At 58.0% G+C, this 16,951-nt stretch carries 14 protein-coding genes and 2 pseudogenes; 8 read left to right on the forward strand and 8 right to left on the reverse strand.

Going from position 1 to position 16,951, the window contains the following annotated elements; genetic code table 11:
• Position 1 precedes the first annotated feature (1 nt).
• Positions 2-1,234, forward strand: coding sequence for an iron-containing alcohol dehydrogenase (locus IB244_RS26325; RefSeq protein ID WP_192306201.1), 1,233 nt, complete (start codon positions 2-4; stop codon positions 1,232-1,234).
• A gap of 26 nt (positions 1,235-1,260) precedes the next feature.
• Here the strand turns inward: IB244_RS26325 and IB244_RS26330 are convergent, their stop codons facing one another.
• The 4 genes from IB244_RS26330 to IB244_RS26345 form a co-directional block, all read right to left on the reverse strand.
• The gene (locus tag IB244_RS26330) at positions 1,261-1,938 is read right to left on the reverse strand and encodes a GntR family transcriptional regulator (RefSeq protein WP_025661326.1); all 678 of its coding nucleotides are present in this window, start codon (positions 1,936-1,938) and stop codon (positions 1,261-1,263) included.
• Positions 1,939-1,994: 56 nt separating this feature from the next.
• Positions 1,995-3,599, reverse strand: coding sequence for a GMC family oxidoreductase (locus IB244_RS26335; RefSeq protein ID WP_025661325.1), 1,605 nt, complete (start codon positions 3,597-3,599; stop codon positions 1,995-1,997).
• 73 nt (positions 3,600-3,672) lie between these two features.
• Positions 3,673-5,124 (reverse strand): NADP-dependent succinate-semialdehyde dehydrogenase, encoded by a 1,452-nt coding sequence (gene gabD / locus IB244_RS26340; protein ID WP_192306203.1) that lies wholly within the window; start codon positions 5,122-5,124, stop codon positions 3,673-3,675.
• 57 nt (positions 5,125-5,181) lie between these two features.
• The gene (locus IB244_RS26345; protein ID WP_037217392.1) at positions 5,182-6,057 is read right to left on the reverse strand and encodes an SMP-30/gluconolactonase/LRE family protein; all 876 of its coding nucleotides are present in this window, start codon (positions 6,055-6,057) and stop codon (positions 5,182-5,184) included.
• Between the two features lie 428 nt (positions 6,058-6,485).
• Here IB244_RS26345 and IB244_RS26350 point away from each other — a divergent pair, with 428 nt between their 5' ends.
• Positions 6,486-7,508 (forward strand): DUF4432 family protein, encoded by a 1,023-nt coding sequence (locus IB244_RS26350; RefSeq protein WP_169682167.1) that lies wholly within the window; start codon positions 6,486-6,488, stop codon positions 7,506-7,508.
• A complete protein-coding gene (locus IB244_RS26355; protein ID WP_192306205.1) occupies positions 7,495-8,271 on the forward strand; it encodes an SDR family NAD(P)-dependent oxidoreductase in 777 nt (258 codons plus the stop codon). The genes IB244_RS26350 and IB244_RS26355 overlap by 14 nt, the downstream gene beginning before the upstream one ends.
• Before the next feature lie 139 nt (positions 8,272-8,410).
• Here IB244_RS26355 and IB244_RS26360 read toward each other — a convergent pair whose 3' ends face one another.
• Positions 8,411-9,823 (reverse strand): FAD-binding oxidoreductase, encoded by a 1,413-nt coding sequence (locus IB244_RS26360; RefSeq protein ID WP_025661320.1) that lies wholly within the window; start codon positions 9,821-9,823, stop codon positions 8,411-8,413.
• A gap of 608 nt (positions 9,824-10,431) precedes the next feature.
• The gene (locus IB244_RS33245) at positions 10,432-10,692 is read right to left on the reverse strand and encodes a helix-turn-helix domain-containing protein (RefSeq protein ID WP_192306207.1); all 261 of its coding nucleotides are present in this window, start codon (positions 10,690-10,692) and stop codon (positions 10,432-10,434) included.
• On the opposite strand from IB244_RS33245, the gene IB244_RS26370 reads away from it, so the two are divergent.
• Positions 10,653-11,675 (forward strand): NADP-dependent oxidoreductase, encoded by a 1,023-nt coding sequence (locus IB244_RS26370; RefSeq protein WP_192306209.1) that lies wholly within the window; start codon positions 10,653-10,655, stop codon positions 11,673-11,675. The genes IB244_RS33245 and IB244_RS26370 overlap by 40 nt on opposite strands.
• A gap of 562 nt (positions 11,676-12,237) precedes the next feature.
• On the opposite strand, the gene IB244_RS26375 is transcribed toward IB244_RS26370, so the two are convergent.
• Positions 12,238-13,140 carry a LysR family transcriptional regulator gene (locus IB244_RS26375; RefSeq protein ID WP_192306211.1) on the reverse strand — a complete coding sequence of 301 codons (903 nt, stop codon included), beginning with the start codon at positions 13,138-13,140 and terminating at the stop codon, positions 12,238-12,240.
• Positions 13,141-13,388: 248 nt separating this feature from the next.
• Here IB244_RS26375 and IB244_RS26380 point away from each other — a divergent pair, with 248 nt between their 5' ends.
• The 4 genes and pseudogenes from IB244_RS26380 to IB244_RS26395 form a co-directional block, all read left to right on the forward strand.
• Positions 13,389-14,084, forward strand: a complete 696-nt coding sequence (locus IB244_RS26380) for a type 1 glutamine amidotransferase domain-containing protein (RefSeq protein ID WP_192306213.1) — start codon at positions 13,389-13,391, stop codon at positions 14,082-14,084.
• Positions 14,085-14,167: 83 nt separating this feature from the next.
• Positions 14,168-15,007 (forward strand): type 1 glutamine amidotransferase domain-containing protein, encoded by an 840-nt coding sequence (locus IB244_RS26385; protein ID WP_192306215.1) that lies wholly within the window; start codon positions 14,168-14,170, stop codon positions 15,005-15,007.
• A gap of 122 nt (positions 15,008-15,129) precedes the next feature.
• On the forward strand, positions 15,130-15,426 hold the full coding sequence (locus IB244_RS26390) for a putative quinol monooxygenase (protein WP_169682162.1): 297 nt from the start codon (positions 15,130-15,132) through the stop codon (positions 15,424-15,426).
• Between the two features lie 69 nt (positions 15,427-15,495).
• Positions 15,496-16,079 (forward strand): annotated as a pseudogene (locus IB244_RS26395) (IS630 family transposase); the annotation flags it as partial.
• A gap of 328 nt (positions 16,080-16,407) precedes the next feature.
• Here IB244_RS26395 and IB244_RS26405 read toward each other — a convergent pair.
• Positions 16,408-16,805: pseudogene (locus IB244_RS26405) on the reverse strand (hypothetical protein).
• Positions 16,806-16,951: the final 146 nt, after the last annotated feature.

The following is a 16,951-nucleotide window of genomic DNA, read 5'->3' on the forward strand; positions in this document are numbered from 1 at the left end:
TTTGCCGGAGGCGGCCTCCGCCGCCTTCTCGTTCCCTTCTAATCACGAGACTCCAATGCAAGACCCATTGAGCTATCAGGTGGCGCTGCCAACGCGCCTTCGCTTCGGCCCCGGCGCAAGCGATACGCTGGCGCAGGAGGCGGCGCTCCTAGGCGGTAATGCCTTCGTTCTGTTGGATCCCTTCCTCAAGTCGTCCGCGCTCGAAGGCGCACTCGTCGCCAGCCTTTCTGCAGCAGGCGTGCGGACGAACTTGTGGCACGAGATCGTGCCTAACCCACGTGCTGCAACTTGCAACAGTGCTGCGGCCAAGGCGCGCGACCTTGGTGTCGATCTGGTGATTGCCATCGGCGGCGGATCGACAATCGATGCCGCGAAAGCCGTATCACTTGGTATCACTAACGGTGGTGACGTCTGGGATTTCACGAGCCGGCGAAACGCGCAGGTTCGTGTTCCGGAAAAACGCGGCCTGCCACTCATTGCAGTGCCGACCAATGCGGGCACCGGTGCCGAAATAACCCCATTCGCCGTCTTATCTAGCCCGGAACGCAAGCTCAAGGCGACGATTATCCATCCTTTCTGCTACCCGGACGTGGCGCTGGTGGATCCGAATCTGCACTTAACCAAACCGCGGCGCCTGACGGCCTCGACGGGCATCGATACCTTCCTACACGCTTTCGAAGGTTTCATCGGCACTCGGCCAAACGGCTGGACGGACGTCTTCTCGATCCGAGCCATGGAATTGGTCGCGGCCCATCTACCCACAGCCTGCGACAACCCCGATGATCTTAGTGCGCGCGTGAGTATGGCTGAGGCCTGTTACATGGCAGGCATTACGCTCGGAAACATCGGCGTCGGCATCCCGCATGCTCTCGGCCAGGCGATGGGTGCGCTCAAGGACACTCCGCATGGAGAGAGTTGTGCAGCGTGCTTGGTGCCGACCGTGCGCTGGACACTTCCCGTGGCTGAAGAACGCCTTGCCCGCGTATCGGCTATCTTTGATCCCAGCTGCGCCGGGAGACCGGTCGCGGATGCATCGCAAATGCTTCCAAGTATTCTGGAAACCTTCATGAACTCAATTGGCTTGACCGGTGGCTTTGAGCAGCTCGGACTTTCGCGCGATGAAATCGAACCTCTAATTGACATTGCGACAACAAACTACGGACAGGATGTCGGCTGCTCGCGCCGAGCAGCCGGCCACGAGGATCTAAGGCAGATTGTCCTTAACAGCCTCTAGTCAGGGCGGTAGCAGAGGGCGAAATGTCAGTCCGACTTCGCCCTCTGCTGTTCGAGCCAGCCAATAAGCGCATTGCCCCATGCAATATCAGCCTGTAGCGCAGCACGCGCCCCCGCCGCGTCGCCGTTCCTGAGCGCGGCCAACAAGTCGTAATGTTTATGAGAACCACTCGTCAGGTCACGTACAGGCATGGTCTTGTGGAACGTTCTGAGCAACGGCCCCATAAGAACCCACATGTTCTCCACTGTGGCATACACAAGGGGCATACGTGCGGCCGCAACGACGGCAAAATGTATCTGCCGATTAAGAAGGGCGGCTTCTTCGGGATCAACCGCCGCGGCATTACGAAACTTCTCTTGCAAGATCTCCAATTCAGCTAGCTCCTTGGGCGTGATTCGGCTGGCCGCTAACGCGGCAGACTCACCCTCCATGAAATGCCGAATAAATTGAATCTCCCGCAATTCGTCGGGTGCGATATCGCGAACGTGGATGGCCGTCGCGGCTTTCATTTCGAGCGCATGCTCGCTGACCAGCCGGAAAATCGCCTCGCGTACGGGGGTGATGGAAACCCCAAGTTCGGATGCCAGCCCGCTGATGCGTAGACGTTCACCGGGTTCGTAGCGGCCATCCATCAAGGTGTTGCGAATGACAGCGTAAACCTGCTCTGAAAGATTGCCGTTCTCAAGCTTCGCCAGACTCGCCATGTACCCTTCCACGATTTCCTAAAGCCACATATCACTGCACCAAGCCTTGCTTGCCATCAAGCATTGCTCGGCTGCAGCGGCATGATTCCTCGTATCATATCTGATGCCTTCTCGCCGATCATAATCGCCGGTGCATTGGTATTTCCCGAGATCAACGTAGGCATGATGGAATTATCTACAACCCTGAGATTTCGTACTCCATGCACTCGCAGCTCGGGGTCAACCACTGCCATCTCGTCTTGACCCATGCGGCAGGTTCCGACCGGGTGGTAGACGGTTTTTCCCTTGGAGCGGATATAGGAGCGCAAGGTATCTTCATCGACGGCGTTGGATCCCGGGAATGCCTCCTGTCGCTCGACAAAATGTGAGAAGGCCGGCTGGGCAAGAATTTTTCGAGCGAACTCCAGACCCTTTATTGACAGCCGCATGTCGTCGGGGTGCGACAAATACTTGGGATCGATGACCGGATCGTCCGCCGGGTTCGTCGAGCGTAGGCGAACTTCACCACGACTCTGTGGCCGCAACACGCAGGGATTGACGGTCGCGCCCGCACGCTTGATCGGCACCTGGTCGCTGTCCATGAAAACGATCGGCACGAAATGAAGCTGGATGTTTGGTTCCTCTTCGAGATCGTCCACATTCACGAATGCGCAGGCCTCCGTCACGTTCGACATCACCGGACCTGACTTGAAGAGCAGATATTGGAGTCCGTTCTTGGCGGACTTCATAAGCGTATCTTCACCGAAATAGCCGTAAGGTCCTGTGCAATACCGAATGGCGGGAAATTCGAGGTGATCCTGGAGGTTTCTTCCGACGCCTTCCAATCGGTGTTGGACGGCGATGCCGTGCCTCTTAAGCTCCCCTTCGGGCCCAACGCCGGAGAGCATCAAGAGCTTTGGCGTCTGAATGGCGCCCCCAGAGAGGATAACCTCGCGCTCAGCCATTACTGTGTACAGCTTGTTGTTTTGGCGATACTCCACACCGACCGCGCGATCTCCCTCGAATAGCACCCGCGTTGCCAGGCAACCGGTCCTAATCTCCAGATTTCCCGTCTTTAGCGCCGGACGCAGATAGGCGACCGCCGCGCTGCAACGCCGCCCATTTCGGGTCGTCGTCTGATTGTAGCCGACGCCGCGTTGCCGGGCGCCGTTGAAATCGGAGCTATAGGGGATACCAGCTTCTTGCGCACTTCGTACGAAGGCGCGTGTCAAGTCCGTAATCTGGCGAAGATCGGACACGCCAAGCGGTCCTCCCGTGCCGTGGTAGGCATCGGCGAACCGATCGTTGTCCTCTGCGCGTCGGAAGTAAGGCAATACCTCCGCGTAGGACCAGCCAATGGCCCCAAGTTTTGCCCATGTGTCGTAGTCGCCTCGCTGGCCCCGAATGTAGATCGTGGCGTTGACGGAGCCGCCGCCTCCTAAAACGGCACCTTGAGGCATGATCGGCGTACGACCATCCAACCCGTCCTGCCTCTCGGTCTTGTAGTGATACAAAAGCTTGGAATCCAGGAGTTTCACGAAACCCGCCGGAATATGAATGAGCGGGTTTCGGTCCGGCGGGCCCGCTTCCAGTACCACCACCTTGCCAACGTCGGCCTCGGCGAGGCGGCCAGCCAACGCGCTTCCCGCAGACCCACCACCGACAATTACATAATCCGCCACCGCATTCCTCCCACGGGCTATCACGTGCCAATCGCAGCGCGGGGCCAGCCCGCGCCCTTGAACCAAAGTCATATCAAGCGACGCCGCCGAGGCAGACGTATTTGATCTCGAGAAAATCATCGATGCCGTATTTGGATCCTTCTCGGCCGAGACCCGATGACTTCATGCCACCGAAAGGTGCTTCGGCTGTCGAGATCAGCCCGGTATTGACACCGACCATTCCGTATTCCAGCGCCTCCGCTACCCGGAACACGCGGGCGAGATCCTTTGCGTAGAAATAGGATGCTAGACCGAACTCCGTGTCGTTCGCCTGGAAGATCACATCGGCTTCATCCGTGAAGCGAAAGAGCGGCGCTACTGGACCGAAGGTCTCCTCCGTGGCCACCGCCATTTCTTTTGTCACGTCGGCGAGCACGGTCGCTTGGTAGAAGGTTCCGCCAAGAGAGTGCGGCTTCCCGCCCTGGAGAACTGTAGCGCCTTTGGAAACCGCGTCGGAGACATGTTCCTCTACCTTCTCCAGTGCCGCGTCATCGATGAGCGGCCCAAGGACAACGCCTTCGTCAAAACCGTTGCCCGTCTTCAGGCCACCAACCGCTTTCGCGAGCTTGTCTGCAAAAACTTCGTAGACGGCTTCCTGCACATAGAAACGGTTGGCGCACACGCAGGTCTGGCCATTGTTGCGGAATTTGGCGATCAACGCACCCTCTACCGCAGCATCCAGATCCGCATCGTCAAAGACGATGAAGGGTGCGTTGCCACCAAGCTCAAGCCCAAGTTTCTTGATCGTTGGAGCGGATTGTCGGTAAAGCTCGGCCCCTACTTCCGTCGATCCGGTGAAGGTCAACTTGCGTACGACAGGGTTTGCGGTCATTTCGGCGCCTATTTCACGGGCGGAACCAGTGACAACCGAGAAGAGGCCCGCCGGAAAACCGGCGCGTTCGCCCAGCACAGCAAGCGCGATGGCCGAGTATGGGGTTTGCCCCGCGGGCTTCAAAACCATGGCGCAGCCAGCGGCGAAGGCTGGGGCCGCCTTGCGAGTAATCATCGCGTTGGGAAAGTTCCACGGCGTGACGGCCGCAACGACGCCGATCGGCTGCTTCATCACCAGGATACGCTTGTCTTTCTGGTGACCCGGAACAATGTCGCCATAGATGCGGCGGGCCTCCTCGGCAAACCATTCAATGAAGCTCGCGCCATACGCGATTTCGCCCTTGGCTTCAGCAAGCGGTTTGCCTTGCTCTGCGGTAAGGATGCGGCCAAGATCGTCCTGGTTGGCAATCATCAGCTCGAACCATTTGCGCAACACGCTGGCGCGTTCCTTCGCGGTACGGCCCGCCCATTCTTTCTGGATGGCTTCTGCAGCGGAAATCGCCGCCTTTGTTTCTGCGGCACCTAGCTTCGGCACATGACCGATCACCTCACCCGTGGCAGGGTTGGTAACGGCGATGCCCGCGCGATTCGCCTCAATCCATTTGCCGGCCACATACGCGGCCTGCCGAAACAATGTTGGATCTTTCAATTGCATTGGATAAATCTCCAGTAATCCTACGCTTTAGTCGTTTTCAAGCTGCCTCGAGGCGGGTCATCCCGCATAACGATGTTCGGCCAGGCCCTTTGCTCCGGTACCGTCAATCACGAGGAGGCCACCCGCCCAAGGCGATGTTTCAACTACATCGTCAGAGGTCGGACGCATCATCGTCGTGGCATACAACCTGTCCAAATTGCGCCCTCCGAACATAACGCTCGTTACGCTCAGCACGGGCATTTCGATCGTCAGTAGCCGTTCTCCAGTGGGTGAAAAGCGGTGCAGCTTTCCCTTGAAAACGCCCGCACTCCAGACGCAGCCTTCCGCATCGACCGTTGCCCCATCGGGAAGCCCGTCCTGCGGTCCGAATGTTGCGAAGGTGCGCTTGCCGCTGACACCTCCCGTGTCAAGATCGTAGTCGTAGGCAAAAATTGTGTGGGCACGACTGTCTGAAAAGTAGAATATCCTCCCATCAGGGCTCCAGCAGGGCCCGTTCGAAACCGTGATGTCGCTAGCCAGCACGCGAATTGTGCCCTCCTCGTCGAGGCTGTAGAGTGCTGCGTCGTCATGCGCTTCCGTGACGTTCAGGCTTCCAGCGATAAAGCGCCCGCGAGCGTCAACTTTGCCGTCGTTCATTCGCACCTGCGCGCTTGCATGATCAACGAGCGCCAATGGCGCGGTTTGGCCCGTCCTGAAATCTAGGGTATGGAACCCATCCGCCAGAGAGAGCACCGCGCCGCCCTCGCGGCGTAGCGCCAGCGAACCTATATTCTGCGGGACGGTCCACTCACGGAAGTCGCTCCCGTCCTCGTCGCACGAGAGAACTCGATTTCCGAGGGAATCGATCCAGTAAATACGCTCACTGCCCACATCCCAGAGCGGGCTTTCCCCGAGGATCGTTCGTCCGTCTACCAGCAACTTTATATCGATCACAATTACACTCCTCAAAGGCAGCAGAAGATGGGCTCCGATCGCAGCGATCAGCGAACCGTCCCAGCGTCGCAGGAAGCACGCCTGCTGCCGGTTCTTTACCGATGCCGGGCAGGTTTTCAGAGGCAAGACAACTGAAGACGACGTTCACCAGTGGATGACGCCCACCTGAAGGTTGATCGAGTACCCAAATCATCGGCACTTTCCGCGAAGATTGGTAACTCTAGACTCGTGCTGCGTGACTCCATCAACCTTGAAGGTAAGGCAAGTTTCGCGGACGCTGCGGCTTCAGACATGGTCAGACCTTCATATTGTCATTAGATTATACATCATATATCATGGATTCTTACGACGTAATCAACCCAAAATCTAGGCCGTCGGACCGAGTTAAGAAAACAAAGAGCTAAGTTGATCAAAATGAGGAGGACGGGGTGAACCCAGACTACGCTGATAGAATTGCAGACATTTCTCAGGTTGCCGATATTGCCCTTTACGGGGCTGAAGATGGCGTCGCGCGAGGAGCGAGATTTTTGATCGGACGCACGCTGTCGGGTCTCAATTTCAGAATTGCCGTCGATCGCGGGTTCGATCTTGCCGATTTTGATTTCCGTGGCATCTCGCTCGGTTGGCGGGGGACACAGGGCTTCCCCGCTCCCGCCCTGCACGCGCCAGACGGCGAAGACGGGCTGGCATTCGTGCGTGCCTTTTCAGGATTTCTGATAACCTGCGGCTGGGATCATTACGGCCCGGCGCGAACGGGACCACAGGATCACTTTGCTTATGCCTTGAAGACGGAGGCGAAGTATCCCCTGCACGGCCGTGCAACCTTCATCCCGGCCTCAAATATCTCATACGGCGTAGATCTCGATGCGGCAGACGGGCCGTGCGTCTTTGCCGAAGCCATTCTACGGCAGACCGCTATGTTCGGCGAGCAGATTGAGGTGCGGCGACGTTATACCTTCGGTATCGAGCAGCCTGTCGTCCATCTCACCGACCGCGTCAGCAACATAGGCCGCAAGCGAACGCCACATCGAGTTCTCTATCATGTCAATCTCGGCTATCCCCTCGTGGACGACGGCACGATCATTAGCGGGCTTCCGGTGGATCCGCGTATGCCTGCCATCTGCCAGCCACTCGAGTTGGAAGGTACTGAGCAGTTCCGGGTGATAAACCGATCGGAATGTGACGACACCATTACCTTGCATCAACCTCGCCTGGAAGGAGGCCTCACTTTTGGGCTCGCAATGCGCTCTTCCAATTTTTCGCATGTGATTGAGTGGTACAATCGCTACCCTGGCATGAACGTCATCGGCATCGAACCTGCCTCCGCAGCAATGCCGGCCGTTTCCACGGCTCCGTTCGAGCCCGACGCGTGGCTCGAACCGGGGTCATCCGAGACCTATCGCCTGGAGTTCCGAATTGGCGCAGCAGGAGTTGTTAATGGTATCGCTTGATGGGAAGGTCTGCATCGTCACCGGGGCTGCCCAAGGAATTGGCGCGGCAATTCTTAGAACGTTTGCCAGGGCCGGAGCAACGGTTGTCGGCTGCGACATCGACGTCGCGCGAGGTCAGAGGATAGTGGACGACCTGACGACGGAAGGCGCGCGGGCGCTCTTTATCGTCTGCGACCTAGGTTCCGGCGAGGCAGTGCAAACCGTGGTACGACGAACGGTAGAGCATTTTGGCGGAATCGATGTCGTCGTCAACAATGCAGCCATCCTGCCGGATCCCGCGCTGCCGATCACGGATTTTCCCGAGGCAGACTGGATGCGAATCATCGACGTCAATCTGGGGAGCGTGTTTCGCATGTGTTCTGCCACTATTCCCCATCTCACTGCGCGCGGTGGAGGTACGGTGATTAGCCTTGCTTCCATCCATCATGAACAATCCTTTGCAGGCCTTTCCCCCTATGCGGCATCGAAGGGAGCAATCGTGTCACTCACCCGGCAGCTCGCGGCCGAATATGGAGAGAAGAATATCCGCTTCAACACGATATCCCCCGGCGCGATACTCACTCGAATGACAGACCAAGTGATGGAGAGCGATCCGAGCGGCGAACTTGCCCGAAGATTTGCGCACATGCATCTGCTCGAGCGGATCGGATCAGTCGATGAAGTCGCCGCGACGGCGCTGTTTCTGGCTTCTCAAGGAGCGGCCTTCATTACCGGTCAGGACATCCTCGTTGACGGCGGAATTTCACGCGCAACGAGATTGTAGGTTAATTCAGCAAGCCTGGCATCCGCTGGAAGCCAGGCTTCCCCCTCCAATTTCACAAAGCTTCAAACTCGTTTGCAGTAAAGCCACGGCTTCCGGCTCGTTCAGCGACGATGCGTTGCCAACGCTCGAGATCTGATCGCTACCGATCGCCGAACAAAACCCCAGGATTCATCCGCCCATCCGGGTCTATCGCGCGCTTCACGGCGTTCATTAGTTTACGTTGAACGGGTTGGACCCCCGCTAAGAAGTCATCGCGCTTTTCACGACCGATTCCATGTTCCGCGCTTATACTGCCCTGATAGGTGGCAAGAACATGATTAACGACCTTTTTTGCGGCACTTATCGACGAGGTGCGCTTCTCATCTGAGCACCCTGCTGGCGGCAGGACATTGAGGTGCACGTTGCCGTCCCCTACGTGCCCGTACGAAATGGCCATGCAATCGGGCAGCGTTTCTTTCAGCTGCTTTTCTGCTTTATCGACGAAATCCGCGAGGTCAGAAAGAGGAACCGAGACATCCGTTCGCAGATGACGCCCTCGCTTGACTTGCCCTTCGACCATTCCTTCGCGAAAACTCCAAAGGGTACGGGTCTGGATTTCCGAGGATGCAATCACGCCATCAAGAATGAGTTCCCTTTCAAGGCCAAGTTCCAGAAATTGCTGAATGAGAGCGGCGGTATCCACGAGGCCGGAGCCACTGATCTCCAACAGCACGTAAGCGTCGTATTTGGAGGACATTGGCATCACCAGATTGGGCATTGCTTCTTGGGCCAAGGTGAATGCTGTCGGCGGCATGAATTCGAAGGCCGTCATGAGATCGCAGCATTCGCGGCGTGCAAGACGGTACAAGGCAACCGCATCTGCGAGAGATTTCACCGCGAGCAGGGCTGTTTCCCGCCGCGTCGGCTGCGGGGTCAGCTTGAGGGTCGCGGCTGTAATGATCCCCAAAGTACCTTCCGCGCCGATGAAAAGTTGTTTCAAATCGATTCCACGATTGTCTTTCCGGAGGCTCGACAAAGCGCTCCAAATCTGTCCGTCCGGTAGGACGACCTCAAGACCGAGCACCAGGTCGCGCGTCATTCCGTAGCGAAGCACGTTGATGCCGCCCGCGTTCGTGCTGACGTTGCCGCCAATTTGGCAACTGCCTTGAGCTCCCAATGCCAATGGGAAGAACAAGCCCTCCGCCGCCGCGCGGTCCTTCACGTCGGAAAGAATGCAACCTCCCTCCACGGTCATTGAGAAATCATCTGTGCTTACCTGCCGGATTTTGTTCAGCCGCTCGAGACTTATCACGACCTGATCGGGAGCTTGCGCTAACCCACCGAATACCAGTCCCGTGTTTCCACCGTGGGGAACGATGCTAAGACTGAGTTCGCCGCACGCTATGACGGCTTTGGCAACGTCATCTGTTGATCGCGGACGTAATACGGCAAGCGCACTGCCTTCTGCGTCGCGGTGCCAGTCATGAAGATACTTTGACTTCCCCGCCTCGTCCCAAATGACAAGATCGGTACCTAGTATATTAATCAAGTGTTCAAGGGCGGTGGTTGTCATCGAACCAGTTCCAACTTTTTAAAAGGGACATCAGAGAACTTTCGCGCGATAGCCAGACGCCAGAGCCGAACGGCGACCGACTTGCCCGACGGCCCCGGAACACTTGATCCAAGACCCCTCCGGGCAGCAAGCCAGTCTTCAGCGCGCCCGCAGGAATATCAACGAATCGCTTGCGGTCAGACTGCGTGAATTTTCCTTCACCCGCCGCCCCATCGGCCAGCGAAGTCGCCGGTAGCGCAGATTGTTTCGGATGCTTGCGGCCATGATATTTGCGCTACTCGGTTTGCCTACGGGAGGATGCAGACATACAAGACAAAAAGCTCAATGTAATCCATCCACTGAGCCTCGCGAGGCTCAAGATCGACTATGGATGTGCCATGGGCTCCAAACAATTGCAAACACCCGATAGACGTTAGCAAAAGCTTGGTTTTGAAGGGATCCGGATCCTCGTACCTTGTTGTTTCCGGAGCCACGACACTGATTTTCATCGAGAATCCCGGTTCGATCGAAATTCCAAGCCTAGCTATAGCTAAGCTTAAGCACCTTTCCAAGCAAACAAAAGGTCGCCGAATCCTCAAACAACGACACCTGCCGCACCCGTCTCACGTCTACCGGACATGTTTGTAGACTGTAGTCCGCGACAAACCAAGGTCATGCGCAGTTCGCGAGATATTGCCTCCGGTCCGCCGATGGACCGTTCTGATATTAGGTCGATGAGAAACCGCTTTCTCTTTGGAGTTGAAAGAAAGGAAAAAAGCACCGTGCGGCTGAGGTGGGATGACGCTACCGTCAGGCAGGTATGAACGATCTTGATTATGGAGTGAATCCGATGCCCGAAGCCTTGGAAAATGTAAGGGTAACGCTGGCATCAAGGCCCAAGGGGCTGCCGTCGCCCGAGAACTTCCGAACCGAGCGCAGCCCCCTGCCGACGGCCGCAGAAGGTGAGGTCCTTCTGCAGGTTCTTTATCTATCACTCGATCCCTATATGCGCGGACGCATGGATGACGCGAAATCTTATGCTCCGCCCATTGCTATCGGCGGGGTCATGGAAGGCGGCACGGTTGCCCGCGTCATCGGCAGCCGCAACAGCAATTTTGCGCCGGGCGACATCGTCCTGTCCCATTCGGGCTGGCAGACCTACGCTACATCGAGCGGCGACGGGCTGAGAAGGCTTGACGCCACGCAGGCACCCCTGACCGCGGCGCTCGGCGTGCTCGGCATGCCAGGCTTCACCGCCTATGCCGGACTTCGCAATATCGGCAGGCCAAAGCCCGGCGAGACCGTTGTTGTCGCCGCAGCAAGCGGCGCCGTCGGATCGGTTGTCGGCCAGATTGCGAAAATTGAAGGTGCAAGGGCTGTCGGCATTGCCGGCGGCCCGGAGAAATGCGCATTCGTCCGCGACGAACTAGGCTTCGATGTTGCAATCAATCACCGCGCCAAGGATTTCAACGCCCAACTCGCGTCAGCGTGCCCCGATGGGATTGACGTCTATTTCGAGAATGTCGGCGGCCCCGTTGCCGAAGCGGTCTTTCCGCTTCTCAATGATTTCGCACGCATACCCGTCTGTGGCCTGATTGCCCACTATAACAACGAACCGGCACAAGGCGTCGATCGCCTCCCCGGCTTCATGCGAGACGTGCTTCGCAAGAGCCTGACGGTGCGTGGCTTCATTCAGCGCGAATTCGCCGACCAGCGGCCCGATTTTCTGAGCCAGGCGTCGGCATGGCTGGCCGACGGCCGCCTGAAATTCCGCGAGGACATCGTCGATGGTCTGGAGAATGCCCCCGTGGCCTTCATCGGCCTGCTGCAGGGCAGGAATTTCGGGAAGCTGATTGTACGTGTCAGTCAGTAAAATCAGGATATCCGCCTGGCTTCGACGGCCACCGGATATCAATCAGGCGACCGTCACAGCTTGTCTTTGCAGCAGCATGCGCCTGAACGACTATCTGCGGGACGAGGTCACTATCGGCGAGAATCCCGAGGCCGATCGGACCGTCTGCAAAGAGCCCCGGGTACGCTGGCTATCAGCGCGTGCCGTATCACGCACCGGTCGTGGTCCACCAATCTCCTTTGTTGCTCGCAACGGGCAAGCATGAGGGAGTGTAGACAGAGCAACTTTCGATCGCGTCGTCCCTGCAGGCCCATGCTCTGAGCGTCAAGCGGTTGCTCGAAACGGCGCGGTCCCAGACACCATATTATTATTCGCTTTGTTGCCGAGATAAACATCGTTGCCGTCGGAACCGTTCGATTTGTAGATAATAGGGGGTGCTTGTCGTACATCGTACACGATAGGCAGAGCAGTCGAGCCAGCAGAGCCTGTTGCGAATCTGCGCTTGGCGCAGCTCTTTGGTAGCTAGCCGAAGAAGCGGGATTTGCCGCCTCGCACTGCAGAGCGTTGCGGACGGCGACAGCCACTAACCGTCTCTGGCGAGGAAATCGATGAGCGTCCGTGTCGCTGTCGAGAGACGGCGGTGTGGCGCGAAGATCAACGAAAAAGGCCGGGACCGGCCGCGTGCGTGCTCCAGTACATCGACAAGGCGCCCCTGTTCGATACGGTCCCGCGCGATAAAGTCGTAGATCTGGCAAATGCCAAGACCGTTTTCGGCAAGCGACACCACACCCAGCACGTCGTCGAAAACCCGGATGCGGCCGGCCGGCGACCAGTCCACATCGCGGCCGTCGACACGAAACAGCCATGGAGCGCAACGGCCTGTGCTCGGCATCACGAAAGGCAGGCACTGATGTTTCGCCAGCTCTTCCACATGCCTCGGGATGCCAGCCCGTTCGAGATAATGCGGGGCGGCGACCAGACGCAACGGCGCATCTTCCAGTTTACGCGCCACCAGCCCGCTATCGGGCAAGGGACCTAGGCGGATCGCCAGGTCGTAACCTTCTGCTACAAGATCGACATTGCGGTTGGTGATGCTCAATTCGATGTGGACTTCCGGGTAGGCCTGCATGAAGCTGTCCAGCATCGCGGGCAGCCGGTAATGGCCGTAGGTCGTTGGCACGCTGATGCGGACATGGCCCGTCAGCGACGCGCCAGTCGGCCCCTGAATCGCTCGTTCCGCATCGTCGATCATCGAAAATGCGGCGCGTGCCTGTTCGAGGTAAGCGCGGCCTTCCTCCGTCAGACTTAAACGCCGGGTGGTCCGGCGCATCAGTTGCGCGCCAAGCCGGGTTTCAAGACGGGTGATCGCCCTGCTGAGGACCGACGGCGTCGTCGAAAGCGCAACCGCCCCCTCGGTCATCGAGCCTTTTTCGGCAACGGTGACGAACGCCTCCACGTCGCCAAGATGATCAAACCTCCGCCCCATTTTGGCCCCTTGCGAATAAATCCGTTTTCTCCCAAGCAGGTTTACCCCCGATTTTGGCATCAATAAAGTGTTTCAGGCACCGCTTCTAAGGCGGACTACCAGCTGTCGCACAGCGTGCTGTTCACCGCCATTCTGTCCTCTTGCGAACAAATGAATTCCTCGGCGGCCCATTTATCCGCCCTTCGAGCTTTAATACATTCACATCATCGAATCCGACCCAACGTCATCCCCGATTGCAGGAGCAGATCATGAGAAGCGCAACTCAGGACATCAAACCGGTTCTCTTCGTCCTCACCAGCCATGGCGTCAAAGGTGATGAAACCGGCGAACCCACAGGCTTCTACCTCGGCGAAGTCACCCATCCCCTCGCTGTGCTCGATGCCGCCGGCATCCCGGTCGAGTTCGCCTCGATCGATGGCGGCGAGCCGCCCGTCGACGGTCTCGACCTCAATGACGCGACCAATGCCCGCTACTGGAACAGCGAAGGCTTCCGCCACGCCGTTCGCAACACTTCGCGCCTTTCCGACGTCGATCCGAAAAACTACGCCGCCATCTTCTTCGCCGGCGGTCACGGCGCCATGTGGGACTTCCCGATAAGTCCGGCCGTCAACAACGTCGCCCGCGATATCTACGAGGCGGGCGGTGTCGTCGCCGCCGTCTGCCACGGCCCCGCCGCACTGGTCAACATCACCCTGAGCAATGGCGCGTATCTTGTCGCCGGCAAGAATGTCGCCGCCTTCACCGATGACGAGGAGCGGGCCGTCAAGCTGGACAGGGTTGTTCCCTTCCTGCTTGCCAGCACCCTTTCTGCCCGCGGCGCGCACCACCATCCGGCCGCCGACTGGACGGCCAAGGTCGTCGTCGACGGAAGGCTCGTCACCGGTCAGAATCCGCAATCTGCCACTGGCGTCGGCGAGGCGCTCCGCGACCTGCTGACCGCATAACCGAATACCCCGCATCACTCATGACAGATCATCCGCCATCTCTGCCCGTGCGGTTTGGGATTGGCCTTCGCATGGAGAAAAACATGAAACCCGTCCGTACTCTCGCTCTCTCGCTTGCTCTTGGAACAAGCACCTTCAGCGCACAGGCCGCCAATGTCCTGGTCGTCCTTTCCGATTCCGATCATCTCGACCTAAAGGACGGCAAGGTTTTCGAGACCGGCTTCTATCTCAACGAGTTGATGCAGCCGGTAAAGGCGCTGACCGAGGCCGGCCACGACATCACGTTTGCGACCCCGAAGGGTACGGCGCCGACGCTGGACAAATCCTCCGTGGACAAGATGTACTTCGGCGGCGACGAGGCCGCGATGCAGGAAAGCATCGCTTTGCTCGACAAGCTCAAACTGACCTCGGACAAGGCCTCGCCGGTCGTCAGCCTCGCCCGCGTAGAGCAGATCGGCTACGATCATTTCGATGCCGTCTATGTGCCGGGCGGTCATGCTCCGATGCAGGATCTTCTCGTCAGCCCGGAACTGGGCAAGCTGCTCGCCGACTTCCATGCGAAGGGCAAGACGACCGCGCTTGCCTGCCACGGCCCGATCGCGCTCCTCTCGACCCTGTCCGATGTGACGGCCTTCACCACGAAGCTGGAGACAAGCGGTTCGGCCAAGGCCGGAGGCTGGATCTATGCGGGCTACAAGATGACCGTCATCAGCAATCAGGAAGAGGAAATCGCCAAGGGCCTGCTTAGTGGCGGCGAGATGAAGTTCTATCCACAGACGGCATTGCAGGCGGCAGGAGGCGATTTCGTCAGCAATGACTCGCCGTGGTCATCCAACGTGGTGACCGACCGTGAGCTCATAACCGGCCAGAATCCTGGTTCCGCCCCGGCCGTTGCCGCGGAGCTGCTCAAGCGCCTGAAATAAACCAGCCAGACAATTGGCCAGCGCCGCTCCCTGATCGGGAACGCCTCGGCTTCCTTCCCCAATTCAGCAGCTTGACCGGTGTTCCAGATTGCAAGCTGTGACCAGCCTGACAGGACAGACAAATGACTAGCAGCATCAAGGTCGTGGCACGTGTCATGATCACCCCCGGCAGGGAAGAGGCCTTCGAAAAGCATGCGGCGGAACTGTCCGTCGCGACGCGTGCCGAAGAGGGGTGCCTCTCCTATCATCTCCATCGGAACCTCAACCAGACGGGCGTGTACGTCTTTGTCGAGGAATGGGCCTCCCGCCAAATCTGGGAACGGCACATGTCCGGCGAAGCCATCCGCGTCTTCAACGCGCATCTGCCGCCGGGGACGATCGCCCACATCGAAATCCATCCCCTCGAACAAATCGCCTAGACGGCGGAAGGGTATAACAATGACCAAAATGAACATCGGAATAATCGGCACGGGTTTCATTGGACACCGGTAATGGGTCTTTACATGTCGCGTCCGGACCGGGCGGTCGTGCTTTGTGTGGATGAGAAGTCGCAAAGCTAGGCCTTGGATCGCGAGCAGGCTGAGCTGCCCATGGCACCGGGCGTCGCCGAACGGCGCACCCATACCTATGTCCGCAACGGCACGACATCGCTGTTCGCCGCGCTCGACATGGAGCGGTCATCGGTCATTGCTACAAGCGTCACCGGGCCACTGAACTCCTCGACTTCTTGAAGCGGATCGACGCCGAAATGTCCGATGGGCCGGACGTGCATTTGGTGATGCACAACTATGCGACCCGCAAGACGCCGAGAATCAAGGCCTGGCGCGCGCCGCCCACACTAGCATGTTCATTTCACGCCAACGTCGGCATCCTGGATCATCAGGTCGAGCGGTGGTTCGCAGAGCTGATGCGAAAGCAGTTGCAGCGCGGCGTACACCGTTCCACTGCAGAACTGGAAGCTGACATCGACGCCTTCATCGAAACCCACTACGAGAACCCCACCCCATACAAGTGGGTTAAATCCGCCGACCAAATCCTCGCCTCGGTCAAGGATCCTGCCAGAAGACAATGAACCGAACTTGAGATTCAGGTGACTAGCCGGAAGTGTTCCTCGGTCTCGAACGGATACGAACCCACGACCTGCTTATTAGACCCTCTAAGTAGCTGAAATCTCGATTTCTCGTCGGGGCGTAAGGCTTTGTCGCGGAAAAAAAAGTTCAAGCAAGAGGCGGTTGGACTGCCCCACGTTTCCGCGTCGGCTGGCGAAACGGTATCATTCGGCCGTGCCAGGTGCCTTTCTCGCAAGCATAGAAGCCGATATAGTCCTGCCTTTGGAACACGTCCGGTTGGCACCCGCAGGTTGACAGGTGCCGATCGGCGGCTGATCCATCGGCGTGGGGCTAGTAATCCGTGATCTTGAGAAAGAGATCTTCACCATCGTCGTCGTCTTCGCCGTACCAGCTCGATGTGTCGATCCGGGCACTAGCGTTTTCAAATTGGCTTATGTTTCCGACAGGCGCCGTAGTCGTCATGCTGAACGGAAAGTCGGTACTGATCTCGGCCCCCATATCGTTGCGAAAATCGCTTTTGGATCCATACGAAGATCAGCATAGATCTGGCCGGAAACCGCGTAAGTGATGAAAGCGGGGCCTATAGCGACCACTTCGGACTTCTCGATCCGGACCGCATCGACGCTCGAGCGGGTCGAAAGGATGTCTATTTCATTATAGACATCCTGCGTGAAAACTTCGAGAGCGTGTTCGTCGACACTATCCTCGACAGCTCTTCGAATGCTCATGCGGCAGTCAACTAAAGCACGTCGCCCGTTTTTTGATTCAGGTTCTCGAATCGGCCGATTTGTGATTCCTTCGTAGCTGGAAGGAGACCGGTCATGGGCAAATCACATCCGATCGAGTTGCGTTCCCGTGTTGTTGCGTTCGTTGA

Source organism: Rhizobium sp. RHZ02 (assembly GCF_014851575.1).
Classification (GTDB): domain Bacteria; phylum Pseudomonadota; class Alphaproteobacteria; order Rhizobiales; family Rhizobiaceae; genus Rhizobium; species Rhizobium altiplani.